At 64.6% G+C, this 24,998-nt stretch carries 20 protein-coding genes and 1 pseudogene; 9 read left to right on the top strand and 12 right to left on the bottom strand.

Translation table 11 applies throughout. From position 1 onward, the window contains the following. Positions 1-137: 137 nt before the first annotated feature. The 3 genes from ACVMB0_RS09530 to ACVMB0_RS09520 form a co-directional block, all read right to left on the bottom strand. Entirely contained in the window at positions 138-923 is a 786-nt protein-coding gene (locus ACVMB0_RS09530; RefSeq protein WP_461346048.1) for an ABC transporter ATP-binding protein, read from the bottom strand. Next, on the bottom strand, positions 923-1,759 hold the full coding sequence (locus ACVMB0_RS09525; RefSeq protein ID WP_461349625.1) for an ABC transporter permease: 837 nt from the start codon (positions 1,757-1,759) through the stop codon (positions 923-925). The genes ACVMB0_RS09530 and ACVMB0_RS09525 overlap by 1 nt, the downstream gene beginning before the upstream one ends. A gap of 207 nt (positions 1,760-1,966) precedes the next feature. Continuing rightward, entirely contained in the window at positions 1,967-2,941 is a 975-nt protein-coding gene (locus ACVMB0_RS09520) for an aliphatic sulfonate ABC transporter substrate-binding protein (RefSeq protein ID WP_461346047.1), read from the bottom strand. A 198-nt stretch (positions 2,942-3,139) separates the two neighbouring features. Between ACVMB0_RS09520 and ACVMB0_RS09515 the strand changes: the two genes are divergently transcribed. After that, on the top strand, positions 3,140-5,932 hold the full coding sequence (locus ACVMB0_RS09515) for a [protein-PII] uridylyltransferase (RefSeq protein WP_461346046.1): 2,793 nt from the start codon (positions 3,140-3,142) through the stop codon (positions 5,930-5,932). A gap of 137 nt (positions 5,933-6,069) precedes the next feature. Here ACVMB0_RS09515 and ACVMB0_RS09510 read toward each other — a convergent pair whose 3' ends face one another. The 3 genes from ACVMB0_RS09510 to ACVMB0_RS09500 all read right to left on the bottom strand — a co-directional run bounded on the left by ACVMB0_RS09510 (position 6,070) and on the right by ACVMB0_RS09500 (position 9,989). Further along, a complete protein-coding gene (locus tag ACVMB0_RS09510; protein WP_461346045.1) occupies positions 6,070-8,016 on the bottom strand; it encodes a glycosyltransferase in 1,947 nt (648 codons plus the stop codon). Next, positions 8,013-9,371: an HlyD family secretion protein gene (locus ACVMB0_RS09505; protein ID WP_461346044.1), complete on the bottom strand. Its 1,359-nt coding sequence runs from the start codon at positions 9,369-9,371 to the stop codon at positions 8,013-8,015. Before ACVMB0_RS09505 ends, ACVMB0_RS09510 begins: the two co-directional genes overlap by 4 nt. Before the next feature lie 360 nt (positions 9,372-9,731). After that, positions 9,732-9,989 carry a hypothetical protein gene (locus ACVMB0_RS09500; RefSeq protein ID WP_461346043.1) on the bottom strand — a complete coding sequence of 86 codons (258 nt, stop codon included), beginning with the start codon at positions 9,987-9,989 and terminating at the stop codon, positions 9,732-9,734. A gap of 414 nt (positions 9,990-10,403) precedes the next feature. Between ACVMB0_RS09500 and ACVMB0_RS09495 the strand changes: the two genes are divergently transcribed. The 5 genes from ACVMB0_RS09495 (at position 10,404) to ACVMB0_RS09475 (ending at position 13,833) form a co-directional block, all read left to right on the top strand. After that, a complete protein-coding gene (locus tag ACVMB0_RS09495; protein ID WP_461346042.1) occupies positions 10,404-12,155 on the top strand; it encodes a PAS domain-containing sensor histidine kinase in 1,752 nt (583 codons plus the stop codon). Next, positions 12,149-12,817: a response regulator transcription factor gene (locus ACVMB0_RS09490; protein WP_456751052.1), complete on the top strand. Its 669-nt coding sequence runs from the start codon at positions 12,149-12,151 to the stop codon at positions 12,815-12,817. Before ACVMB0_RS09495 ends, ACVMB0_RS09490 begins: the two co-directional genes overlap by 7 nt. A gap of 90 nt (positions 12,818-12,907) precedes the next feature. Further along, positions 12,908-13,297 (top strand): response regulator transcription factor, encoded by a 390-nt coding sequence (locus ACVMB0_RS09485; RefSeq protein WP_456751053.1) that lies wholly within the window; start codon positions 12,908-12,910, stop codon positions 13,295-13,297. 168 nt (positions 13,298-13,465) lie between these two features. Beyond that, positions 13,466-13,642, top strand: coding sequence for a hypothetical protein (locus ACVMB0_RS09480; protein WP_456751054.1), 177 nt, complete (start codon positions 13,466-13,468; stop codon positions 13,640-13,642). Beyond that, entirely contained in the window at positions 13,639-13,833 is a 195-nt protein-coding gene (locus ACVMB0_RS09475; protein ID WP_456751055.1) for a hypothetical protein, read from the top strand. Before ACVMB0_RS09480 ends, ACVMB0_RS09475 begins: the two co-directional genes overlap by 4 nt. Before the next feature lie 170 nt (positions 13,834-14,003). Here the strand turns inward: ACVMB0_RS09475 and ACVMB0_RS09470 are convergent, their stop codons facing one another. Continuing rightward, positions 14,004-14,528, bottom strand: coding sequence for a methylated-DNA--[protein]-cysteine S-methyltransferase (locus tag ACVMB0_RS09470; RefSeq protein ID WP_456751056.1), 525 nt, complete (start codon positions 14,526-14,528; stop codon positions 14,004-14,006). A gap of 200 nt (positions 14,529-14,728) precedes the next feature. Between ACVMB0_RS09470 and ACVMB0_RS09465 the strand changes: the two genes are divergently transcribed. Further along, positions 14,729-15,949 carry an ABC transporter substrate-binding protein gene (locus ACVMB0_RS09465; protein WP_461346041.1) on the top strand — a complete coding sequence of 407 codons (1,221 nt, stop codon included), beginning with the start codon at positions 14,729-14,731 and terminating at the stop codon, positions 15,947-15,949. Between the two features lie 410 nt (positions 15,950-16,359). Further along, on the top strand, positions 16,360-17,586 hold the full coding sequence (locus ACVMB0_RS09460) for an ABC transporter substrate-binding protein (protein ID WP_456751058.1): 1,227 nt from the start codon (positions 16,360-16,362) through the stop codon (positions 17,584-17,586). 203 nt (positions 17,587-17,789) lie between these two features. On the opposite strand, the gene ACVMB0_RS09455 is transcribed toward ACVMB0_RS09460, so the two are convergent. Next, positions 17,790-18,215, bottom strand: a complete 426-nt coding sequence (locus tag ACVMB0_RS09455; protein WP_456751059.1) for a DUF1330 domain-containing protein — start codon at positions 18,213-18,215, stop codon at positions 17,790-17,792. Between the two features lie 139 nt (positions 18,216-18,354). Here ACVMB0_RS09455 and ACVMB0_RS09450 point away from each other — a divergent pair, with 139 nt between their 5' ends. Continuing rightward, positions 18,355-20,613 carry a transglycosylase domain-containing protein gene (locus ACVMB0_RS09450; RefSeq protein WP_461346040.1) on the top strand — a complete coding sequence of 753 codons (2,259 nt, stop codon included), beginning with the start codon at positions 18,355-18,357 and terminating at the stop codon, positions 20,611-20,613. A gap of 186 nt (positions 20,614-20,799) precedes the next feature. On the opposite strand, the gene ACVMB0_RS09445 is transcribed toward ACVMB0_RS09450, so the two are convergent. The 4 genes and pseudogenes from ACVMB0_RS09445 to ACVMB0_RS09430 form a co-directional block, all read right to left on the bottom strand. Further along, on the bottom strand, positions 20,800-21,639 hold the full coding sequence (locus ACVMB0_RS09445) for a M48 family metallopeptidase (RefSeq protein WP_461346039.1): 840 nt from the start codon (positions 21,637-21,639) through the stop codon (positions 20,800-20,802). A 198-nt stretch (positions 21,640-21,837) separates the two neighbouring features. Beyond that, on the bottom strand, positions 21,838-23,166 hold the full coding sequence (locus tag ACVMB0_RS09440; protein WP_456751062.1) for a polyhydroxyalkanoate depolymerase: 1,329 nt from the start codon (positions 23,164-23,166) through the stop codon (positions 21,838-21,840). 128 nt (positions 23,167-23,294) lie between these two features. Then, positions 23,295-24,120, bottom strand: a pseudogene (locus ACVMB0_RS09435) (ABC transporter permease). After that, complete coding sequence (locus tag ACVMB0_RS09430) at positions 24,117-24,923, bottom strand: ABC transporter ATP-binding protein (protein WP_461346038.1); 807 nt, start codon at positions 24,921-24,923, stop codon at positions 24,117-24,119. Before ACVMB0_RS09430 ends, ACVMB0_RS09435 begins: the two are co-directional and overlap by 4 nt. Positions 24,924-24,998: the final 75 nt, after the last annotated feature.

The raw sequence follows: 24,998 nt of genomic DNA, 5'->3' as shown, positions 1-24,998 counted from the left end.
CTGTTCTTCCCAAAGCGCGATGCGTTGAATCGTCATCGCGCTTTAGTTTCTTGTTTTAGCATGATCTTTTTCGGAAAACCGCTTCGCACTTTTCCGGATCAGGCTCTATGCCGATGTAAGGCCTTGGAGCGCCGATGTCACCACCACATCGCCTCGCCGGCGCTGGATTTGTCCGTGACGTCACGCACCGAGCGGTCCAGCGAGCGGTCGAGCGCGGTCAGCACCCGGCGCTTGAAGCTGTCGAACAGCTCCGATTTGCGGTCGCGCGGCCGCGCCAGATTGATGGTGATCTGCTCGAACAGCCGCCCCGGCCGCGGCCGCATCACCAAGACGCGATCGGCCAGCACCACGGCCTCATCGACGTCATGGGTGACCAGGATCAGGGTCGGCCGCGTGTCGGCCCAGAGATCGAGCAGATGATCCTGCAGATCGCGCCGGGTGAAGGCATCGAGCGCCGAGAACGGCTCGTCGAGCAGCAGCACTTCGGGCTGCGGCACCAAGGCGCGGGCGATCGCCACCCGCTGCGCCTGGCCGCCGGAGAGTTCACGCGGCCAGGCCGACGCCTTGTCGGCAAGGCCGACGCGGGCCAATGCGGATGCGACCCGCTCGCGCCTGATTTCGGCGGGGAGGTCGGCGAGGCCGAAGCCGATATTGTCGGCGACGCTGAGCCAGGGCAGCAGCCGCGGTTCCTGGAAGATGATGCCGATCTTGGCATGCGGCGAGGTGATGACGGCATTGTCGAGCGTCACGCTGCCGGTCGTGGCGCGATCGAGGCCCGCGATGGCGCGCAGCAGCGTCGACTTGCCGCAACCGGAGCCGCCGATGATCGCGATGATCTCGCCGGGCGCAATCTCGGCCGAGAAGCGCTCCAGCGCATGGACGCCGTTCGGATAGGTCTTGCCGACGTCTTTCAGCGCCAGCATCAGGTCCCTCCCCGCGCGCCGAACGCATCCTGCCAGCGCAGCAGCGGCGCGGCGGCGATTTCGATCAGCCAGTCGGTGAGCTTGCCGAGGATCGCGAAGATCACGATCGCGGCAAGGATCTGCGCCGGCTTGCCGAGCTGCTGGCCGTCGATCAGGAGATAGCCGAGCCCTTCGGAGGCGCCCATGAACTCGGCCGCGACCACGAACATCCACCCCAAGCCAAGCCCGACCCGCAGCGACACCACATAGGCCGGCAGCACGGCGGGCAGCAGGATGCGGCGGATCATCGCAAAGCCGGACAGGCGGAACACGCGGCCGACCTCGACCACCTTGCGATCGACCGACAGGATCGCGCCCATCACGCCGAGATAGACCGGAAAGAACACGCCGACCGCGATCAGCGCGACCTTCGAGGTCTCGAAAATGCCGAGCCACAGGATGAACAGCGGCACCCAGGCAATCGAGGGGATCGCACGAAGCGCCTGCACCGTCGGATCAAGCAGCCGGCGGGCGAAAGCCCAGTAGCCGGAGATTGCGCCCATGATGGTGCCGGCGATGACGCCGAGCGCGAAGCCCGCGCCGACCCGCCATAGCGTTGCCAGGATATGCCGCGTCAGCTCGCCGCTTTTGGCGAGCGCGATAATGGTCTCGAACACCTTGGACGGCGGCGGCACCAGGCGGCCGTTCGAATAGCCGAGCGCAACGACCAGTTCCCAGCCGAGCGCGAGCACGACCGGCACCGCGAGTCCCAGCGCCGGGCGCGCAAGGCGCGACCATCGCGCCAACGCCGCACGCGGCGCGGCCGTCTGTTCCAGCGCGGGCAGGTCAACGGTCATGGCCATAGCAAGAACGACTCTTCGCGGGGGATTGCAAGGTGGGCGCGGAGTGGACCGCGGCCCTCTTCCCTTCTCCCCTTGGGGGAGAAGGTGGCACGGACGCAGTCCGCGACGGATGAGGGGTCTCTATCCGCGGAGACAGACCCCTCACCCGGCTTCGCTTCGCGAAGCCACCCTCTCCCACAAGGGGAGAGGGTGCAGCGGCAGTTAATTCGTCGGCAGCGGGATCTGGTCGTCGATCAGCGCATCCAGCGCGGCCTTCACGTCGGTCTTGGCATCGATCACGCCCGCCTGCTGCAAGGCGAGGCCGGCGGCGAGGATCGATTCCCGTTGCGGCGCGCCGATCCGGCTATGGGTCAGCTCGGTGCGCTCCTTGAGCTGCTTGTCGACCACGGCGTCCGGCAGTTTCGTCACCGCGATGAAGGTCTTCTTCAGCTCGTCATAGTTCGCCAGCGAGTATTTCCGCGCCTCCTCATACGTCGCGAGCACGCGGCGAACGATATCCGGATGCGCTTTCAAAAACTCCTCGCGGACATTGAGGATGCCCCAGGTGTTGGCGTCGGGCTTGCGGTAGAACAGCTTGGCACCGTCCTCGACCTCGGCCTGCGCCATCATCGGGTCGAGGCCGGCCCAGGCGTCGACATCGCCGCGGATCAGCGCGGTCTTGCCGTCGGCGTGCTGCAACAGCACCGGCGTGATGTCCTTTTCGGTCAGACCGGCGCCGAGCAGCGCGCGGACCAGGAAGATGTGCGGATCGGTGCCGCGCGTCACCGCGACGCGCTTGCCCTTGAGGTCGGCGACGGAGGCGATCTTGGAGTCCTTGGTGGTGACCAGCGCGGTCCATTCCGGGCGCGAATAGACATAGATCGACTTGATCGGATTGCCGTTGATCCGGGCCACCAAGGCGGCCGAGCCCGCGGTCGAGCCGAGATCGATCGAACCGGCGTTGAGGAATTCGAGCGCCTTGTTGGAGCCGGCCGACTGCACCCAGACGATGCTGATGCCGTCCTTGGCGAACTCCTTCTCCAGCAGGCCCTTCTGCTTCAGGACCATCGACACCGGATTGTAGGTCGCCCAGTCGATCCGGATCTCCTTCAGCGCGTCGGCGGCGAATGCCGCGCCGGGCAACAAGGTCGAGACCGCGAGCAGCGCAGCGAAGCCGCGCCGGGAAATTTTGTGCATTCGTCGATCCCTTCGATCGGATTAAGAAACAATCTTTTATTTCAATGAGTTATCCTTGCGGTCAACGAGAAAATCTCTACCCTTTACGCGATGGCGCGAGAACGAACTTGCTCGTAGCGGCGCCACGAGAGCATGGAGCTGCTGTCATTATACTTTGGTCCGTGACAGCAACAGCTCCGTCCGATATCGGATGAACGTATGGACAGTGTCGTAGCCGAAGCCCGCCCTGAAGCGGATGATCGTTTCGAGACCGCGCGGATCACCGCTTCGGTCAATGCACTGGCCGAGCAGCATGCCGGCCGCGAGGACCAGTTCCGCGCCGCGATGGCGCAGCTGCTCAAGGCCGAACTGATCGCGGCGCGCGCCAAGGCGCAGGAGCTGCTGCTGAAAGATCGTCACGGCCGGCGCTGCGCCGAACGGCTCTGCTTCGTGCAGGACGAGATCATCCGCATCCTTTACGCGGCGGCGACCCGGCATCTCTACCACTCGCCGATCCCCTCGGGCGCCGAACGCATGGCCGTGGTCGCGACCGGCGGCTATGGCCGCGGGCTGATGGCGCCGGAATCCGACATCGATCTCTTGTTCATCCTGCCCTACAAGCAGACCGCCTGGGGCGAGCAGGTCGCCGAAGCCATCCTTTATTGCCTGTGGGACATGGGGCTGAAGGTCGGCCACGCCACCCGCTCGGTCGATGAATCGATCCGCCAGGCGCGCGGCGACATGACGATCCGCACCGCGATCCTGGAAACCCGCTTCCTGACCGGCGACCAGCCGCTCTATGACGAACTGGTCGAGCGCTTCGACAAGGAAGTGGTGCACGGCACGGCGGCGGAATTCGTCACCGCAAAACTCGCCGAACGCGAGGAGCGGCATCGCCGCGCCGGCCAGTCGCGCTATCTCGTCGAGCCCAACGTCAAGGACGGCAAGGGCGGCCTGCGCGACCTGCACACGCTGTTCTGGATCGCCAAATACGTCTACCGCGTGCGCGAGACCGACGAGCTCCTGGAACGCGGCGTGTTCGACGCGCAGGAATACCGCACCTTCCGCCGCTGCGCCGACTTCCTGTGGTCGGTGCGCTGCAATCTGCACTTCTTCGCCGGACGGCCAGAGGAGCGGCTGTCGTTCGACATGCAGCGCGAGATCGCGGTGCGCCTCGGCTACACCTCGCATCCCGGCATGCAGGACGTCGAGCGCTTCATGAAGCACTACTTCCTGATCGCGAAAGACGTCGGCGACCTGACCGCGATCCTGTGCGCCAGGCTCGAGGAGGAGCACAACAAGCCGGCGCCGGTGCTGAGCCGGATGGTGGCGCGGCTGCGGCCCGGCACCAAGCGGCGGCGGGTCAACGGCAGCGACGACTTCATCGTCGACAACAACCGCATCAACCTCGCGGCGCCCGACGTGTTCAAGCACGATCCGGTCAACCTGATCCGGATCTTCCGCCTCGCGCAGCAGAACAACCTCGCCTTCCATCCCGACGCGATGCGCACTGTGACGCGCTCGCTGAAGCTGATCAACACCCAGCTGCGCGAGAACGACGAGGCCAACCGGCTGTTCATGGAGATCCTGACCTCCAACGACGCCGAGACCGTGTTGCGGCGGATGAACGAGACCGGCGTGCTCGGCCATTTCATCCGCGCGTTCGGCAAGATCGTGTCGATGATGCAGTTCAACATGTACCACCACTATACGGTGGACGAGCATCTGATCCGCTGCATCGGCTTTCTGCAGGACATCGAGCGCGGCGGCAATGAGGAGTTCACGGTCGCCAGCGACCTGTTCCGCAAGATCCGCCCCGAGCACCGCCCGGTGATCTATATAGCAACCCTGCTGCACGACATCGCCAAGGGCCGGCCGGAGGATCACTCGATCGCCGGCGCCAAGGTGGCGCGGCGGCTGTGCCCGCGGCTCGGCTTCTCCGCTGCCGACACCGAGCTGGTGGCCTGGTTGATCGAGGAGCATCTGACGATGTCGACGGTGGCGCAATCGCGCGATCTGTCGGACCGCAAGACCATCGAGAATTTCGCCGCCGTGGTGCAGTCGGTCGAGCAGATGAAGCTCTTGACGATCCTGACCACCGCCGACATCCGCGGCGTCGGCCCCGGCGTCTGGAACGGCTGGAAGGCGCAGCTGCTGCGCACGCTGTATTACGAGACCGAGCCGGTCTTGACCGGCGGCTTCTCGGAGGTGAACCGCGCCCAGCGCATCGCGGTGGCGCAGGCCGAATTCCGCCGCGCCTTTACCGAATGGCCGGAGGCCGAGCTCAACACCTATATCGGCCGGCACTATCCGGCCTACTGGCTCAAGGTCGAGCTGCAACGCAAGATTCGCCAGGCGCGTTTCATCCGATCAAGCGAACAGGCCGGCCACAAGCTTGCGATCAATGTCGGCTTCGACGAGGTCCGCGCGGTCACCGAGCTGACGATCCTGGCGACCGACCATCCCTGGCTGCTGTCGATCATCGCGGGCGCCTGTGCCTCGGCCGGCGCCAACATCGTCGACGCGCAGATCTACACCACGACCGACGGCCGCGCGCTCGACACCATCTCGATCTCGCGCGAATACGACCGCGACGAGGATGAGGGCCGCCGCGCAACCCGAATCGGCGAGATGATCGAGCAGGTGCTGGAGGGCAAGCTCAGGCTGCCCGAGGCGGTGGCCAAGCGCGCGGTGCGCAGCAAGGCGCGGCCGTTCATCGTCGAGCCCGAGGTGACCATCAACAACCAGTGGTCCGACCGCTACACCGTGATCGAGGTTTCCGGCCTCGACCGGCCCGGCCTGCTCTACCAGCTCACCACCGCGATCTCGAAGCTCAACCTCAACATCGCCTCCGCCCATGTCGCGACCTTCGGCGAACGCGCCCGCGACGTGTTCTATGTCACCGATCTGCTCGGCGCCCAGATCACCGCCCCAACGCGGCAGGCCGCGATCAAGAGCGCGCTGCTGCATCTGCTGTCGAGCGAGGACCAGGCCGCGAAGCCGGCGGCGTAGGGACTTTTTCCAGTCGTCGTCATTCCGGGGCTCGCGAAGCGAGAGCCCGGAATCCATCGGGCCGCGGCTATCGTGGTGAAATGGATTCCGGGCTCGCGCTGCGCGCGCCCCGGAATGACGGCGGTTGGGGCGGTGGCCTAACCGAACAACCGCATCAGCAGCGCCTTGCCGACCGGTGCGGCGCGCACGCTGCGGAAGGCGCGGACATATTCGCCGGCATAGAACGCGCGCACCACATTGATCCGCGTCGCAACCGCCTCCTCGAAGCGGACGCCGAAACCGTCGCTTGTGCGGCGGACCACCAGCGCGGTGACGCTCTGGCCGTAGACATTGCACTTGATCGAGACACCGATGGCCGGCGGCGCGGGATCGATGAAGCGCGCGCCTGAGATCGAGATGTCGGCCATCCGCACCAGCCGCGATTCCGCGCCTTGCTGAATCAGGATCGGCTCGTCGCGCTCGAACCGCTCGGCCTTCCTGCGCCGAGGCTGCTCGATGCAGATGAAGCAGACGATCGCGAGCACCACGCAATTATACAGGCTCCAGCCCAGCGCCAGCCCGCCATAGGCGATGTTCTCGCCGCGCAGATGCAGGATGAAGGCGTAGGCGATCGCGAACAGCGTGATCAGCAAGGCAGTGCCATAAAGTCGCAGCAGCGGCCATTCGATGAAGCGGCGGTTGCGGTCGCCACCCTTGGCCGTCACCTTGAATTTGTGGCCCTGCGGCTTGGCAAGTCCGGTCACCACCGCCTTCAGCACCGCGGGTGCGGCGATGTATTGTGATACGTCGGTCATGATCGCGAGCGAGCGGCCGCGCGAGATCCAGGCCATCGTGAAGGCGTGCCAGACATAGAACGGCATGAAGTATTTCAACAGCTCGAACAGGTCGGCGTGCACCGCCTTGATCCCGAACAGCAAATAGAGCCAGGGCACGACCAGGCCGAACACCTTGGTGCCATAGACCGCCGCCCAACTCATGAAGGCATCGACCAGCGACAGCCGGTCCATGAATGCGAGTTTCGATTGCCGCGAGAACGGCCCGCTGCGCCCCCGGAAGATCTGCATGAAGCCGAGGCACCAGCGCCCGCGCTGGGTGATGTATTCCTTCAACCCCTCCGGCGCGAGGCCGATGGTCAGGCGCTCGTTGAGATAGACCGTGCGCAGGCCTTTCTCCTTCAGGCGCAGCGTGACGAGGTAATCCTCCGTCACCGAATCGGTCGGGAAGCCGCCGATCTGCATCAGGCCGGAGAAGCGGATCAGAGACGACGTGCCGCAGCAGAACGCGGTGCCCCAGGCATCCTTGGCCGGCATCAGAATGTCGAAGAAGAAACGCTGCTCGTCGGGCCACACGTCGGTTGCGGCAAGATTGGTCTGGATCGGATCCGGATTGATGAAGTGCTGCGGCGTCTGCACGACGCCGACACTGCCATCCTGCATCAGGCTGATCGCCCGGGTCAGGAAATCCGGCATGGGGACGAAATCCGCATCGAGGATCGAGATGAACTCGGGCCGCTCGGCCAGCCCCGATACATGCTGGAGCGCATGATTGATGTTGCCGGCCTTGGCGTGGCGGTTGTCCGGACGGGTCAGATAGTCGCAGCCGAGTTCCTGGGCGAGTCGGCGCAGCCACAGCCTGCGCCCGTCGTCGAGCACCCAGACGCGATAATTCGGATAGTTCAACCCGGTCGCACCGATGATGGTGCGCTCCAGGATCGCCTTCTCCTCATTGTAGGTGCAGATGAAGACATCGACGAGCGGCGCGTCGGCCGACGCCCCGGATCGCCGCAGGATGGCGTTGACTTCGGGCGAACGGTCGATGGTGCGGCTGAGGAACAACAGCGACAGGCACACCGCGAGCATCGAGGCCGCCTCGGCCACCACGAAGGGATAGCCGACCACGGCGTCCGCGGTGAGACCCGGCGGCGGCAAGGTCTGGGTCACCCGCCAGATGAAATAATGCAGCAGCAGGATGAACGACATGCCGGTCATCATGATGCGCGCCAGCGTCTGCTCGCGGTTGAGCAAAGGCAGGAGCGCAAGACAGGCGCCGAAGGCGACCAGCCCGGGCGCGAATGCCGCCATCATGGCTTTGCCGCGTCCGTGTTGAACACCACCCGCCCGGTGCGGCCGACCGCGCAGTCCTTGCCGGTGGTATCGATCTCCGGCATCGAGACCGTCACCCGGTAGGGTTCCTTGTTCAGCGCATCCGGATTGATCGCGAGGTTCGCCGGCGCGCCGGACGCGCCGGTGAGGTTGACGATCTCGCCCTTGATCGCGGCACTGCCGTCGTTCGGCTCGAAGCTCGCCTGCTCGCCGAGCTTGAGACGGTTGTAGACGCCTTCGGTGACGTTGGCGGTGACGACGGCGCCGCTGCAATCGAGCAGCTTGAGCAGAGGCTGCCCGGCCCTGACATCTTCGCCGGGCGACGTCATCATCTCCCAGATGCGTCCGGCGACCGGCGCCTTGATGTCGGCCTCGGCCCGGTTGATGTAATGCAGCTGCTCCGAGGCAATCTCGTGGGTCAGCCAGTCGATCTCCGCATCGGAATGCGCCAGGTCGGCGCGCAGATCGCTGACGCGCTGGCGCATCTCCTCTTCGCGTTGCACGGAACTCGGCCGGTCATTGTAGCTGTCGCCGAGATAGGTGCCGTTCTTCGCCGCCGTGAGCTCGACCTTGGCGGCGTCGAGCCGCCGCTGCGCGCCGATCTCGGTCTGCTGGGCGATCGACTGCTCGCGCGTCAGCCGGGCCATTTCCACCGTCGAGACGCTGCCCGATTTGATCAGCGACGAGGCGCGTTCGACCGCCGCCGTCGCCTCTTCCCGCCGCGCCGCCGCGGCCTCGATCGCGGTCTGGATTTCGGCGATGCGGGCCTGGAGCTGGAGGATGCGGCCGTCGCGGAACTGGCCGGCCTGGCGGGCGAGGTCCTGTTGCGCCGTCTCGGCGGCGGCAAGCTTGGCAGCCAGGCTCGGCCGCTCATTCTCGAGGCGGGACATCTGCCGCCGGAGATCGTCGAGCCGCACCCGATCGCCGCGCGCGTTGACGACATGGAGGATCGCGTCGCCCTCGTGGACCACACTGAGCTGCGTCGCGCTCTGCTGCGGCTTCGCGCTCACGGTGCCGTCGATCGGCGAGCGCAAGGTTACGATCCTGGCGTTGACCACGGCCTCGACGCTCGAGGTCTGCAACACGGCTTTCAGCGGCAGCCAGCCGAAGACCGCGACAATGGCAAGGCCAGTCCCGACCTTGAGCAGGCGGCGGACCATCCGGCCCGAGCCCGCGGGCGCGTCGGGCTGCGGCACGCCCTCGCTGACCGGCTCGTCATGCGCCGGCTGCAAGCGGTCCTGCAAGTCGCGCTGCAATCCGCGCGCGCCCTCGGCATCATCCTTGGTGACGGAAACACTGCCGTCGGCAAACGGCTTCTGCTGCTGTGCCTGATTCATGATATCCGGCCCCTGATCTGCGGAGTGCGCGAACCAACGCACAGCTCTTGGGAGCGATGCCGTTGCCGGACAGATCCAATAATCAGGTGCTTCAAAACCGGCTAAGGCGAACCGGGCATCTTTCGGAAAAATTGCTGCAATTCTGCGCGGGGCAGAGGCCTGATGGCGGCGCGACGTCGTCGACCTGGTCGCCCGTCATTCGAGACGCGTCCGAAAAACTGAGCCCGGAATCCATCAGGGCTAGAGGGGACTGGATTCCGGGCTCTCTCGGAAGGCTGTTGTCGGACCCGTCTGCGCGACCCTGGCGTGAGCAGCCATCGCTCCGGTCCGGCAGCCTGCCGGGGCTAACTCCTGGCGTGCCTACGATCCTGGATCGGCTTGCGCGTGCATTGCTGCCAGGCTCGCGCCCAGCAGGGCCAGGTAGCTCGCCTGACAGATCACGACGCCCAGATCGAAGACGTCGAGCAGATCGATCCAGGAATGGTCGGCCGGCGCGCTCGCGGCTTGCTTGCCGCCATCGATCACGGTCGGCTGGAAGCTGCGGTCGAGCCTCTCGCGCTTTGCCTCGTGCCCGGCATCTTCGGAACAGAGGATCAAATGCAGGCGCCTGTTGGGCATTTCAACCTCCGTCCCTGATTGGCGATTGCCGAAGCCCGGAGACCTCTACCGTCATCGAGTTACCCAATAAGCGTAGTCACCGGGAGGAAACAGGCCATTGAACGGAGGTTGGTCCGGCCGTTACATTCGGATGGGGACGACATACTTAGGTTTATCCGCAACCCCGGCCTGGGCGTCACGGGCGAATTCGCTGTCCGGGCGACCGCATGCCCCACCAGCGGAACGTCAAAAAGGCCCGCATGATCCGGGCCGGGCGTCGAGAAAGCTGCTAATGTGCGGCCGTTGGGGCGACGTTGTCGCCGCTGATGATGGCGGTCACCTGGCGACGCAGCGCGGCCTGTGATGGCCAAGTGTGATGGCAAAGTGCCATAGCCAGTCCTGTGCCAAGTACCTTGCCAAGTGCTGGTGCTGCCAATGATGCGCATCCCCACCATGAAGTCCTGGTCGGCCGAGCAATGGCTGCTCGGCGGCATGGTGCTGGCCCTGGCCGCCACCTGCGTGGGGCTGTTGCTTGCTCCGCAGCCCACGGCTTCCGCCCATCTGATTGCGCTGGCACTGCTCGTCGCCTCGCTTGCCGCGGCGCTGCTCGTGATGCGGGTGGCCGCCCGCACCCACCGGCGAATGGAAGCCATGTTGCGCGGCCAGGCCAGCGGCGAACAGCGCGCGATGGAAGCGCTGCGCAACAGCGAAGCACAGTGGAAGGAGGTGTTCGAGCACAACCCGGTCATGTACTTCATGGTCGACGCGACGGGCCTCGTGCTGTCGGTCAACACGTTCGGCGCGGCGCAACTCGGCTACACCGTCGACGAATTGCTCGGGCAATCCGTGCTGCGGGTGTTTGCCGCCGAAGACCGCGATATCGTCCTGCGCAACGTCGCGGCGTGCCTCGACAAGATCGGCCAGCCCCACAGCTGGGAAATCCGCAAGGTCCGCAAGGACGCTTCAAGGCTTTGGGTGCGTGAGAACGCCAAGGCCGTGCGACGGCTCGACGGTCAGTTGATCGTCCTGATCGCATGCGAGGACATCACCGAGCGCAAACAGGCCGAGAATGCGCTGCAGCAGAGCGAGATGTATCTGACCGAAGCCCAGCGGTTGAGCCACACCGGCAGCTTCGGCTGGCACGTCGCCAGCGGCGAGATCATCTGGTCGGACGAGACGTTCAGGATCTTCGAATTCGACCGGGTTCCTTCGATCAAGCACGCCACGGTGCTGCAACGCGTCCATCCGGATGATCGCAGCCGCGTGCAACGGACCATCGACCGCGCCTCGCTCGACGGCAACGACTTCGAGCATGGCTACCGGCTGCTGATGCCGAATGGGACGATCAAACATGTCCACGCCAGGGCGCATGCGGTGACCAATCTCGCGGGCGACACCGAGTTTGTCGGCGCCGTCACCGACGTGACCGCCCGCAAGCGCGCCGAGGCCGAGCTGCATGACGCGCAGACCAACCTCGCGCACGTCACGCGGGTGACTGCGCTCGGTGAGCTCGCGGCATCGATCGCCCATGAGGTGAACCAGCCGCTTGCCGCGGTGGTCGCCAACGCCGCCGCATGCCTGCGCTGGCTCAACCGTGCGGCTCCCGATCTGAACGAAGCGCGCGGCGCGGTCAGGTCGATCATCAGCGATGGCAACCGGGCGGGCGAGGTCATCCAGCGCGTCCGCGCGCTGGTGAACAAGACCGCCGACCAGAAGGCGCCGCTCGACATCAATGAAGCCATCAACGAGGTGATCGGCCTCGTGCAACATCAGTTGCAAAGCCAACACGTATCCTTGCAGCTCGAGCTCGCTCCCGCGCTTCCGCCTGTGGTCGCCGACCGCATCCAGTTACAACAAGTCATCCTCAACCTGGTCATGAATGGCATCGAGGCGATGCAGCCGGTCACGGACCGGCCGCGGCAACTCGTGATCCGGACGCGCCAGGACGATGCCGGGCAGATCGTGGTTGCGGTCACCGACTGTGGGGTCGGGATCGCGGCAGAAAACGTCGAGCGGCTGTTCGACGCCTTCTACAGCACCAAGGCCAGCGGCATGGGGATGGGATTGTCGATCTGCCGCTCGATCGTCGAAGCTCACCGTGGCCGGCTGTCGGCGACCGGGAACAGCAACCGCGGCGCGACATTCCAGTTTACCCTGCCGCTGCGTCAAGAGGATCACGCATGGTGACTGGACGCGCCGCATCGCCGCCCACAAACGCCGAGGATCCGATCGTGTTCGTCGTCGACGACGATGCCTCGGTGCGGGACGCACTGAACAATCTGTTCCGGTCGGTCGGCCTGCGGACCGCCGTGTTCGGGTCGGCGCATGAATTTCTGCAGCACAAGCTCCCGGATGTCCCGAGCTGCCTGATCCTGGACATCAGGCTGCCCCGGCTGAGCGGGCTCGACTTTCAGGCGGAGCTGGCCAAGGCCGACATTCATATTCCGATCATCTTCATGACCGGTCACGGCGATATCCCGATGACGGTCAGGGCCATGAAGGCGGGGGCCGTCGATTTCCTGACCAAGCCATTCCGCGATCAGGACATGCTGGATGCCGTCACGACGGCGATCAAGCGCGACAAGAGCCGGCGCGATGACGCGAGGGTTCTCGCCAACTTACGCGCAGCCTTCGCGGCCCTGACGCCGCGTGAGCGTCAGATCATGAGCCTCGTGACCGCAGGCCTCATGAACAAGCAGGTCGCCGCCGAAATCGGCGTGGCCGAGATTACGGTCAAGATCCACCGCGGGCATATCATGCGGAAAATGGCCGCGAAGTCGTTGCCCGATCTGGTCAGGATGGCACAGACGCTCGGAATCGGGCCGGCATCCGGCAGCGCACAAACCTAAGTATGATTCTCCGGCCCCGGTCGGCGACGCACTGTGCCCCGTATCAGTGCACAGACCGCAGGCCCTCCGCCCGTCCCCAGGAAGACCCTTTTGTCCAATCCGCCAGTGATATCAATCATCGACGACGATCTGTCGGTCCGCACCGCGACCGACAATCTCGTCAGATCGCTGGGCTACGCGGTCGAGACCTACGCGTCGGCCGAGGAATTCCTGCACTCGCCCCACCTCAGCGACACATCCTGCGTGATCACCGACGTCAGGATGCCGGCGATGAGCGGGCTCGACCTGCAAGCCCATCTGATTGCCGGTGGACGGCGCTTTCCGTTCATCTTCATCACGGCGTTCTCCGTCGAGGCCGACCGGGCCCGGGCCATGGAGGCGGGCGCGATCTGCTTCCTGATCAAGCCCTTTGACGGCGATGCCCTGATCAGATGCCTCGATGCCGCGCTCGCGCAGCCCGGCACAGCGACGAGCGAATGAGTTCGCATGGCGTATACGCAGGGATAATGCCGCGAAACATCTGGACAGGTTGCGGACAGACGATGATGGCGCGAGGTTTCGCGCCGTCGCCCATCGGGATGATCGGCGGCATGGACAGCATCAGACATTTCGATTGGCAAGTGGCAATTCCTCGGGAGGGAGGTCGCCATGCGTGCGGAACCGCGCTGCGCCCAGTGTGACAGCGAACAGCCCAAGATCATCTGCCTGCGCAATCCGGCGGGCGAGCGCTACTGCGGACGGCTCTGTCTTTACAAAGGTCAGGAGAACTTCATTCGCTGGCTTTGGCGGGCGAATGCGCAGCTGGAGGCGGAGGCCGTATCATGACACCCCGTTGCGGGAATCCCGGATGCAGGCGTCCCTTCGGGCTGATCCGGCATAGCTGGCACTTCGAGCAGTTCTGCTCGACGCAATGTCGCGACGTCTACAAGCGGCAACTGGAGCGCAACAAGGCCTATTGGAAGTGGCTCTATCCCCTGGCCAGGACCAACGACAGCCCGTCCAGAAAGCCGGCCTGACCGATAGCGCGCAAGGAGAGTCCCGATGACGACGGTCGATGCGATGCTGGTCGGCGCGATCCTTGCCTGGGTGCCCTCACTGATCGTCTTCCTCTACATCGTGCGTGATCTGCGCAATATGCCCCGCGAAGACCTCGATTGATTGTCTCGCGGCCTGGCAGAGCGGGCCGCTATATCTCCACACCCTCGTGGCGCAGCAGCCAGCGCTTGCGTTCCAGCCCGCCGCCATATTTCACCAGCGAGCCGTTGGCGCCGATCAGGCGATGGCAGGGCACGACGACGCTGATCGGGTTGGAGCCGTTGGCGTGGCCGACCGCGCGCATCGCATTCGGCGCTTTCAGCCTCAAAGCCAGCGCGCCGTAGCTCATCGTCGTGCCGGGCGGAATGGTCGGCAGCGCGTGCCAGACCTTCTGCTGGAACGGCGTGCCGGCGACGCGCCATGCAACATCGGTCAGGCGGTCGAGATCGCCCTTGAAATAGTCGCCGAGCGCCTTGCGCATCGCAGCCGGCGCGCGATCGTCCCGCAGCGTGACCGTGCCATAATGCAGCCGCAGCAGTTCGAGCATGCGCCCTTCATAGTCGTCCCAGTCGAGCGCGCGCAGCACGCCGTCGTCATCGGTCACCAGCAGCGCGGTGCCGATCGGCGTCTTCAGGCGGTCGAGATTGAAGGTCTGGGCAGTCTTGCGGTCGGCCATTGTGATCTCGCGGAAATCGGTCACGCTCGGCGATACTTTCATTCCCCGACCGGCGGCGTCCACCCGAATTCCGCGACATCGCGCGCAGGGTGCCTCGTCTTGCAATGCCCCTGCCCTTCCTCCATCATCTCCGGCAACGGTGACATCCGCCGGCCCATCGCTTGCGGACAAGATCATCGGCAACATGGGAGGTCACGGACATGAGGAGCGTGCAATTGCTCGCTGCGACAGCGCTTGCCATCGCGTTGTCGGTTACGTCAGCCACCGCGCAGAAGAAATACGACATCGGCGCCACTGACACCGAGATCAAGATCGGCCAGACCGTGCCGTTCTCGGGCCCGGCATCCGCCTATGCCGGCATCGGCAAGACCCAGGCGGCCTATCTCAAGATGATCAACGATTCCGGCGGCATCAACGGCCGCAAGCTGAACCTGATCCAGTATGACGACGCCTACTCGCCGCCGAAAGCGGTGGAGCAGGTGCGCAAGCTCGTCGAGGGCGACGAGGTGCTGTTCACGTTCCAGATCATCGGCACGCCGTCAAATGCCGCCGTGCAGAAATACCTGAATGCCAAGAAGGTGCCGCAACTGCTCGCCTCCACCGGCGCCTCGCGCTTCTCCGATCCGCAGAACGCGCCGTGGACGATCGCGTTCAACCCGAACTACCAGTCCGAGGGCCGCATCTACGCCAAATACATCCTGGCCAATCACCCCAACGCCAAGATCGGCATCTTCTACCAGAACGACGATCTCGGCCGCGATTACATCGCCGGCCTGAAGAGCGGACTTGGCGACAAGGCCGCCAGCATGATCGTCGCCGAGGTCTCCTACGAGTTGACCGACCCGACCGTCGATTCCCAGATCGTCAAGCTGAAGGCCGCCGGCGTCGACCTCGTCTATGATGCCTCGACGCCGAAATTCGCGGCGCAGGCGATCCGCAAGATCGCGGATCTGGATTGGCACCCGGTGCACATCCTCGACATCAATGCGAGCCCGGTGTCGGCGACGCTGAAGCCGGCCGGCCTCGACATCTCCAAGGGCATCATCTCGACCAATTACGGCAAGGACCCCGCCGATCCGCAGTGGAAGGACGATCCCGGCGTGAAGGCCTATTTCGCCTTCATGGACAAGTATTATCCGGAGGGCGACAAGCTCAACACCGTCAACACCTATGGCTATTCGACGGCCGAGCTGCTGGTCCAGGTGCTCAAGCAGTGCGGCGACGACCTCACCCGCGAGAACCTGATGAAGCAGGTGACCAGCCTGAAGAAGTTCGTGCCGTCGCTCGCGCTGCCCGGCATGTCGATCACGACCGGACCCAACGACTATCGCATCAACAAGCAGATGCAGATGATGAAGTTCAACGGCGAACGCTGGGAGCTGTTCGGCCCGATCATCGAGGATACGGGGCCGGCGGGTTAGGTCGTTTGCCGTTTTGAGATCCGTCATGCTGAGGAGGCCGCGCAGCGGCCGTCTCGAAGCACGACGGCCCAGCTGGGGCCGTTCATCCTTCGAGACGCGCGGAGCCTGTCATCGGGCCGCGCTTTGCGCGGACCCGGTGGCGCTCCTCAGGATGACGGAGATAATGCGTTTCAATCGGTAGGTTCGACGAACTAACTCCCTTTCGCGATGCGCACATCACTCCCCCCGCGCCCTTCCTTTCGCAGCGCCCCCTACTTTGGTTGACTGAAATCGTTCACCTTTTCGGCACTGCTCGTCTTGCGTCGCAGCAACGGTTCCTCCAGTATCCGGCGCAAGCGATGGCGGCCGCGGGATCTTGAACCCGCGGACAAGATCATCGGCCAACATCAGTCACGTGAGGGAACAGCATTATGAGGAACGGGATTTTCCATCTGGTCACGGCAACGGCGCTCGCAATCGCGCTGTCGGCAACGGCGGCCTCCGCGCAGAAGAAATACGATCCCGGCGCGAGCGATACCGAGATCAAGATCGGCCAGACCGTGCCGTTCTCCGGACCGGCCTCCGCCTATGCCTCGATCGGCAAGACCCAGGCGGCCTATTTCAAGATGATCAACGATCAGGGCGGCATCAACGGCCGCAAGATCAATCTGATCCAGTATGACGACGCCTATTCGCCGCCGAAAGCCGTCGAGCAGGTGCGCAAGCTGGTCGAGAGCGACGAGGTGCTGCTCACCTTCCAGATCGTCGGCACGCCGTCGAACGCCGCGGTGCAGAAATATCTCAACGCCAAGAAGGTGCCGCAGCTGTTCGCCGCGACCGGCGCCTCGAAGTTCACCGACCCGAAGAACTTCCCCTGGACGCTCGGCTTCAACCCGAACTACTTCGTCGAAGGCCGCATCTACGGCCAGTATATCCTGAAGGAGCATCCGAACGCCAAGATCGGCGTGCTCTATCAGAACGACGACCTCGGCAAGGACTACCTGAACGGCATCAAGGCCGGCCTCGGCGACAAGGCGGCCAAGATGATCGTGGCCGAAGCCTCCTATGAGGTCTCCGACCCGACCATCGATTCCCAGGTGATCAAGATCAAGGATGCCGGCGCCGACCTGTTCTTCTCGGCCTCGACGCCGAAGCAGGCCGCGCAGGCGATCAAGAAGATCGCCGAGCTCGGCTGGCATCCGATCCACATCGTCGACATCAACGCCACTTCGGTGGGCGCGGTGTTGCAGCCCGCGGGCCTGGAGGCCTCCAAGGGCCTGATCTCGACCAACTACGGCAAGGATCCGGCCGATCCGCAGTGGAAGGACGATCCGGGCATGAAGCGCTATTTCGACTTCATGGCCAAGTACTATCCCGACGGCGACAAGAACTCGAACTTCAACACCTATGGCTACTCGACCGCGCAGCTGATGGTGCATGTGCTGAAGCAGTGCGGCGACGAGCTGACGCGCGAAAACGTGCTGAAGCAGGCGACCAACCTGAAGAACGTCGACCTCGACATGGCACTGCCCGGCATCAAGGGCAACACCACGCCGAACGACTATCGCGTCAACAAGCAGCTGCAGATGATGCGCTTCAACGGCGAGCGCTGGGAGCTGTTCGGCCCGATCCTTGAGGACGCCGGCCCGGCGGGCTAGCGGTTCGCGCAGGTTTGAACTGCAATCGGCGGCCTTTCGGCCGCCGATTGTCTTTGCGGACCACCCTATCACCGTCACCCTGAGGAGCCGTGAAGCGGCGTCTCGAAGGGCCGACGGCCCGGCTGTGGCCGATTCATCCTTCGAGGCTCGCTGCGCTCGCACCTCAGGATGACGGGGACAACGAGTGCGTGCAGCTCGCGCGGCTACTCCGGTATCTCGCCGAAATTCTTCCCGACCGGCAGCACCGCATGCCGGATCAGCCGCGAATCCTCGACGCCGGCCTGGCGGTGCTTCACCGCCTCGCGATAGACGGGATCGCGGATCATCTCGACGAAGGCGGCGACGCTTGGATATTCCGCGATGAAGCAGTGATCCCAGCGCTCCTCCTGCGGGCCGATCAGCATCAGCTCGAAGCGACCCTGCCAGACGATGCGACCGCCGAGCCGTTCAAACACCGGCCCGCTGTCGCGGCCGTAGGCCGCATAGGCTTCCGCGCCGGTCGCCTTGCGGCCGTCGGGATAGGCGGCCCATTCGCGCAAGCGCACCAGGTTGAGCATGTGGATCGGGCCCGGCCGGTTGTTGTCCCGGAATTGCGCAAACACGTCCTTGGTCGGATCGATATGGCCCATGCGGTGCTCCCCTTTTTCCTTTGTTCCACCTCAATGTAGCACGCGCTGCCCCACCTCCTAATCCCCCGTTAAGCTTTGCGTAACCGCGCCTTAAACCGGGAACGCTAGCGTGCGGCCCGGTGCGGTGTGAGCGTTGCGGATGGCGTGGGGACGTAAAAAAGGCGGTGGACGCAAGGAGCCGCTGTTCGGGCTTCCGGCCGCGCTTGCCGATCTCAGGCTGTCGCCTTCCGACCGCATTCCCGGCGGCGGTGACGACGGCAAACCTGCCAAATCGAAATCCAAGAGCGCCGACAAGGGCAACGAATCCGGTAGCGAGAGACCGCGCCCGTCGCGCAGCGGCACCAAACGACGCAGCAAGTCGCGCGGCTTCGGTATCGGCCGGCTGTTCTATTGGACCGCGGTGCTCGGCCTGTGGGCCGGCATTGCGGTGATCGGTGTCGTGGTGTGGGTCGGCGCGCATCTGCCGCCGATCCAGTCGCTGGAAATTCCCAAGCGCCCGCCGACGATCCAGATCGTCGGCATCGACGGCTCGGTGCTGGCGCAGCGCGGCGAGATGGCCGGCGCCAATATCGCGTTGAAGGATCTGCCGCCCTATCTGCCGAAGGCCTTCATCGCAATCGAGGACCGCCGCTTCTATTCGCATTTCGGCGTCGACCCGGTCGGCATTTTGCGCGCAGCCGCAACCAACCTGCTGCATCGCGGCGTCTCGCAGGGCGGCTCGACCTTGACGCAGCAGCTCGCCAAGAACCTGTTCCTGACCCAGGAACGCACCATGCAGCGCAAATTGCAGGAGGCCGAGCTTGCGCTGTGGCTGGAGCGCAAGCACTCCAAGGACGAGATCCTCGAACTCTACCTCAACCGCGTCTATTTCGGCTCCGGCGCCTACGGCGTCGAGGCCGCCGCGCAGCGCTATTTCGGCAAGTCGGCGAAGAACGTGACCTTGCCGGAAGCGGCGATGCTCGCGGGCCTGGTCAAATCGCCGTCGCGGCTGGCGCCGAACCGCAACCCGGAAGGCGCCGAGCAGCGCGCCCAGGTCGTGCTCGCGGCGATGGCCGACGCCAAATTCATCACCGAGGCCCAGGCAAAGGCCTCGATCGGCCAGCCCTCGATCGCGGTGAAGCCGGCCGGCGCCGGCACCGTGAACTATGTCGCCGACTGGATCGGCGAAGTGCTCGACGACCTGGTCGGCCAGATCGACCAGGACATCATCGTGCAGACCACGATCGATCCGAAGCTGCAGGGCGTCGCGGAAGCCGCCGTGATCGACGAGCTCGCCGCCAAGAGCGTCAAGTTCAACGTCAGCCAGGGCGCGCTGGTGGCGATGACGCCCGACGGCGCGGTACGGGCCATGGTCGGCGGAAGGAACTATTCCGAGAGCCAGTACAATCGCGCGGTCACCGCGAAGCGGCAGCCGGGCTCGTCGTTCAAGCCATTCGTCTATCTCACCGCGGTCGAGGCCGGGCTGACGCCCGACACCATCCGCACCGACGCGCCGCTCGACATCAAGGGCTGGAAGCCGGAGAACTACACCCACGAATATTTCGGCTCGGTGACCTTGACCCAGGCGCTGGCGATGTCGCTGAACACGGTCGCGGTGCGGCTCGGCGTCGAGGTCGGGCCCAAGAATGTGGTGCGCACCGCGCATCGGCTCGGCATCTCATCCAAGCTCGAGCCCAACGTCTCGATCGCGCTCGGCACCTCGGAAGTGTCCGTGCTCGAACTGGTCGGCGCCTATGCGCCGTTCGCCAATGGCGGCTACGCGGTGTCGCCGCATGTGGTGACCAGGATCAAGACCAGTACGGGCAAACTGCTCTACGACCGACCGACCGACCCGCCCAACCAGGTGATCGAGCCGCGCTATGACGCGATGATGAACGCCATGATGCGCGAGACGCTGATCTCGGGCACCGCGCGCAAGGCCGAGATTCCGGGCTGGACCGCCGCCGGCAAGACCGGCACCAGCCAGGATTATCGCGACGCCTGGTTCATCGGCTACACCGCCAAGCTCGTCACCGGCGTGTGGCTCGGCAATGACGACAATTCGCCGACCAAGAAGGCGACCGGCGGCGGCCTGCCGGTGGAGGTGTGGACCCGCTTCATGAAATCAGCGCATCAGGGCGTGCCGGTGGCTGTGATCCCGAACTCCCAGGGCAGTTGGGGACCGGCGAACCTGATGCAGATCTCGTCGCAGGTCGCCGCGCCATCAGCGCCATCAGCGCCGCTGCAGATCCAACCGCCGATGCAGGGCCCGCCGCCGGCGCCGGTGCCATCCGGCGGTTACTATCGCCAACCTTCGCCGATGCCGGCCCGCGCCTCCGCACCGCCACCCAACCCGAACGCGCGGCCGGAAGCGGCAGCGGGGCTGGATGGCTGGCTCGCGGATCGGTTGTTTCGATAGGCGTTAGGAAGGTCGCACCGCGAATCCAACTGTCATCCCCCGCGCATGCGGGGAATCCAGTACGCCGCGGCTTATCGGTTGAACACGAATGCCTCTGGAATACTGGATCGCCCGCTTTCGCGGGCGATGACAGCAGGAGTGGCGGAGACGCTGTGCGTCAGATGGGTAGAGCGACGAGAATCTCGCCTACTCCTGGATTCCGTAGCGGTGCAGGTCGTTGCCGTGGGTGTCGAGCCAGGTCTTGGCGCGCGTGACCGAGGCGCAGACCTTGTCGACCACCCGCCAGAACCGCGCCGAGTGATTCATCTCGACGAGATGCGCGACCTCATGCGCGGCGAGGTAATCGAGCACGAAGGGCGGCGCCAGGATCAGCCGCCACGAGAACGACAGCGAGCCCGCCGAGGTGCACGAGCCCCAACGGCTGGACTGATCGCGGATGGAGATCCGCCGCACCCGCACGCCGAGTTCCGCGGCATGCAGCGCCGCCGCCTTCTGCAGATCCTTGCGCGCCTCACGCTTGAGGAAGTCATGCACCCGGCGATCCATGTGCTCGACGCCGCCGGCGACGCACAGGATCTTCTCGCCGCTGTCGCGGGTCTCGGTCCACACCGTGCCGCGCTCGCCGGAGCGATGCACCAGCCGATGCGGCACGCCGCGCAACGGCACCACGGTGCCGGGCTGGAACGGCGCGGCCTTCGGCAAACGGCCAAGACGGGCGGCGATCCAGCCGCCGTGGATGTTGGCGAACTCCTTGGCTTCGACGATCGTGCCGCGCGGCGGCATCGTCAGGATCGCTTCGCGATCGGTCGGATGGATTCTGAGCGTATAGCGGCGGGCACGCCTGTGCCGGCGCAACCTGACGGTGAAAAACTGGGAGCCGTGTCTGACCAATACGGTCGCGGGTTCGGCAGGCCGCCGATAGAGGAGCGCGCGAGTAGCCATGTCTGAAAGTCCGGGGAGCAGGAGTTCGCCCGGACTTTGCCATATCCGCCGCCAGGGAAAGCGCTCGGCGCAAAAACAAATCATTTGCCCAATATACAGGGGTCGGCCATTGACTGACCTCTACCGGCTGGGGCTGGAACCGGATTTTTTCTGATGAATCCGAATATCTAAAAAGGCCCATGAGATGAAACGAAATTCATCCCTTGCCCGCAACCCGATTTGAGAATCTTTTAGTTAAATCAGCAACTTGCGCGACCGCGAAAATCACGGCCGGGGCGATACCTATTCGGCCGCAGCGACCAGAGAAAGCCGCGTATTGGCCGCCGAAACCATGAAATCGGAGATCCGCGGCACGATTTCGGAGCGGAACCGCGAGCCGTTGAACACCCCGTAATGGCCGACGCCCTTCTGCACATAGTGCACCCGGCGATGGTTCGGAATCGCGGTGCAGAGCGCGTGCGTCGCCTCGGTCTGACCGAGGCCGGAGATGTCGTCCTTCTCGCCTTCCACCGTCATCAGCGCGACGCGGCGGATCTTCGACGGATCGACCGGCTTGCCGCGATGGGTCATCTCGCCCTTCGGCAGCGCGTGCTTGACGAAGACGAGGTCGACGGTCTGCAGATAATACTCGGCGGTGAGATCCATCACCGCGAGGTATTCGTCATAGAATTCGCGGTGCTTGTCGACGAGGTCGCCGTCGCCCTTCACCAGATTGGCGAACAGCGCCTTGTGCGCGTCCATGTGCCGATCCAGGTTCATGCTGATGAAGCCGTTGAGCTGCAGGAAGCCCGGATAGACGTCGCGCATCACGCCCGGATGCGGGAACGGCACCTTGGTGATGACATTGTTGCGGAACCATTCGATGCCGCGCTCTTCCGCGAGGTTGTTGACCGCGGTCGGATTGCGGCGGGTGTCGATCGGACCGCCCATCAGCGTCATCGACAGCGGTACAAAGGGATCGTTGTTGGCTTCCATCACCGAGACGGCCGCAACAACCGGCACCGACGGCTGGCACACGGCAATCACGTGCATGTTGCCGCCGAGCGCATGCAGCATCTCGATCAGATAATCGACATAGTCGTCGAGATCGAACCGCCCTTCCGCGAGCGGCACCATGCGCGCATCGGCCCAGTCGGTGATGTAGACCTCATGCGTCGGCAGGAATGCCTCGACCGTGCCGCGCAGCAGCGTCGCATAGTGGCCCGACATCGGCGCCACGATCAGCACGCGCGGTTGCGGCGCGCGCAGCGGACGCGTCAGCTTGCGATCGAAATGCAACAGGCGGCAGAACGGCTTTTCCCAGATCGAACGGACCTCGACCGGTGTGCGGACGCCGTTGACCTCGGTGGTCGGCAGGTTCCAGTCCGGCTTGCCGTAGCGGCGCGTGGTGCGCTCGAACAGCTCGCAGCCGGCAGCGATCGATTTGCCGAACTCGGTATGCGACCACGGATTGAGCGGGTTCTGAAACAGGATCTTGGTGGCGTCGGTCACGGCACGCGCGGGGTTGAGCGACGCGTGCGCCATCTCATACATCCAGTACAGCGGCGTCGTGAGTGCCGGGCTGCCTTCCGCCACGAGTGGCGGGGCACCGCCAAATTCACCGATGGGCATTGTAGTTCTCAGACCCCTGTTTGCGCCGCAGCATACTGACCAATGCGCAACAATGCGTCAATGCGCCGCGAGACCCATGTGGGGCCGATATCGGGCTAAAACACCGGAAATCCACGAGAAAGTGACATTTATTCACCACCTGACAGCAGTGAGCCGTGGCGCTTGGCGCTCTGCAAAAGGGCAAGGAAGACCGCAAAAGAGGCAGCGAACAGGATGGCGTTGATGACGAGCGCCCAAACCATCAGGTCGGCGCGGAAGACGTGGTCGATCAACAGCGAGCGCATTCCCTCGAACACATAGGTCGGCGGCAGCGCCCAGGCGACCACTTGCAGCCAGGGCCGGCAGCACCTCGACCGGATAGTAGATGCAGGCGAGCGGCATCACCGCGAACATCAGCGTCCAGACGATGCTTTCCGCGCCCAACCCGTTGCGCAGCACGAGGCCGGAGGCGAACACGCCGACCGACCAGCTGGTGAAGATCAGATTGCAGAAGAACGCGATCAGCGGCAGCCCGATGGCGTAGAAGTTGAAGCCGAAGAAGACCAGCGCCAGCAGCGTCATCGGGATCACGCCGATCGCGAGCCGGATCAGGCTCATGATCATCAGCGAGAGCAGGAATTCGATCGGCTTCAGCGGGCTCATCATCAGGTTGCCGAGATTGCGCGCCCACATTTCTTCCAGGAACGAGATCGAGAAGCCGAGCTGGCCGCGAAACAGGATATCCCACAGGATGACGGCGCCGATCAGCGTGCCGCCGGCCTTGGCGAAGAAGCCGGATGTCTGCGAGATGTAGTTCTGCAGGAAGCCCCAGGTGATGATCTGCAAGGCCGGCCAGTAGATCAGCTCCAAGAGCCGCGGCCATGACGACATCAGGAGATACCAATAGCGCAGCACCATCGCGTTGATGCGATGCAGGGAAATGCCGCGCGGCGGATGGCTGACGATCTCGCTCATGGTGTGCGCTCTGGAGCGCCCTCGCGCAGACGGCCGCGGGCCACGTCGAGAAACACCTCCTCCAGCGTGTCGCGGTTGTAGCGCGCCATGATCCGCTCCGGGCTGTCGTCGTCCTCGATCTTGCCCCGCTTCATGATGATGACGCGGTCGCACAGCCGCTCGACCTCCAGCATGTTGTGCGATGCCAGCAGGATGGTCGCGTTATGGGTCTTGCGATAGGTCTCGAGATGCTCACGCACCCAGTCGGCCGTGTCAGGATCGAGCGATGCGGTCGGCTCGTCGAGCAGCAGCAGGTCCGGCGCGTTGATCAGCGCCTTGGCCAGCGCGACGCGGGTCTTCTGCCCGGCGGAGAGCTTGCCGTTGGCGCGGTCCAAAAATTCCTTGAGATCGAGATCCGCGGCGAGCTGGTCGATCCGCTCGCGCAGATGCTTCACGGCATAGAGCCGGCCGAAAATGGTCAGGTTCTGCCGCACCGTGAGCCGCATCGGCATGTCGACATAGGGGCTCTCGAAATTCATCCGGCCGAGCACGTCATATCGCTGCTCGGGGATCTTGGCGCCGAGCACCGCGACGCTGCCCGAGGTCGGCAGCACCAGCCCCATGATCATTGCGATGGTCGTGGTCTTGCCGGCGCCGTTGCCGCCGAGCAGGCCGGTGATGCTGCCGCGCGCGATGCGGAACGAGATATCGTCGACCGCGCGGGTGGTCTTGTAGACCTTGACGAGGTGCGCAACGTCGATCGCGGCCGATCCGTCCTGATCGGTCGCGGGCGTTTGCGCCGGGCCTGTCCCGCTCTGTTGCATATGGCCGTCATTGAGCCATTGCGACAATAAGCGCAAGGCTTCGCACACGTCCTTGCGCTAAGTCGCGAATTTGTG

Source organism: Bradyrhizobium sp. USDA 4451 (assembly GCF_054822585.1).
The sequence above is the reverse complement of the archived record's forward strand: the minus strand, read 5'-3'. Positions and strand labels throughout refer to the sequence as shown.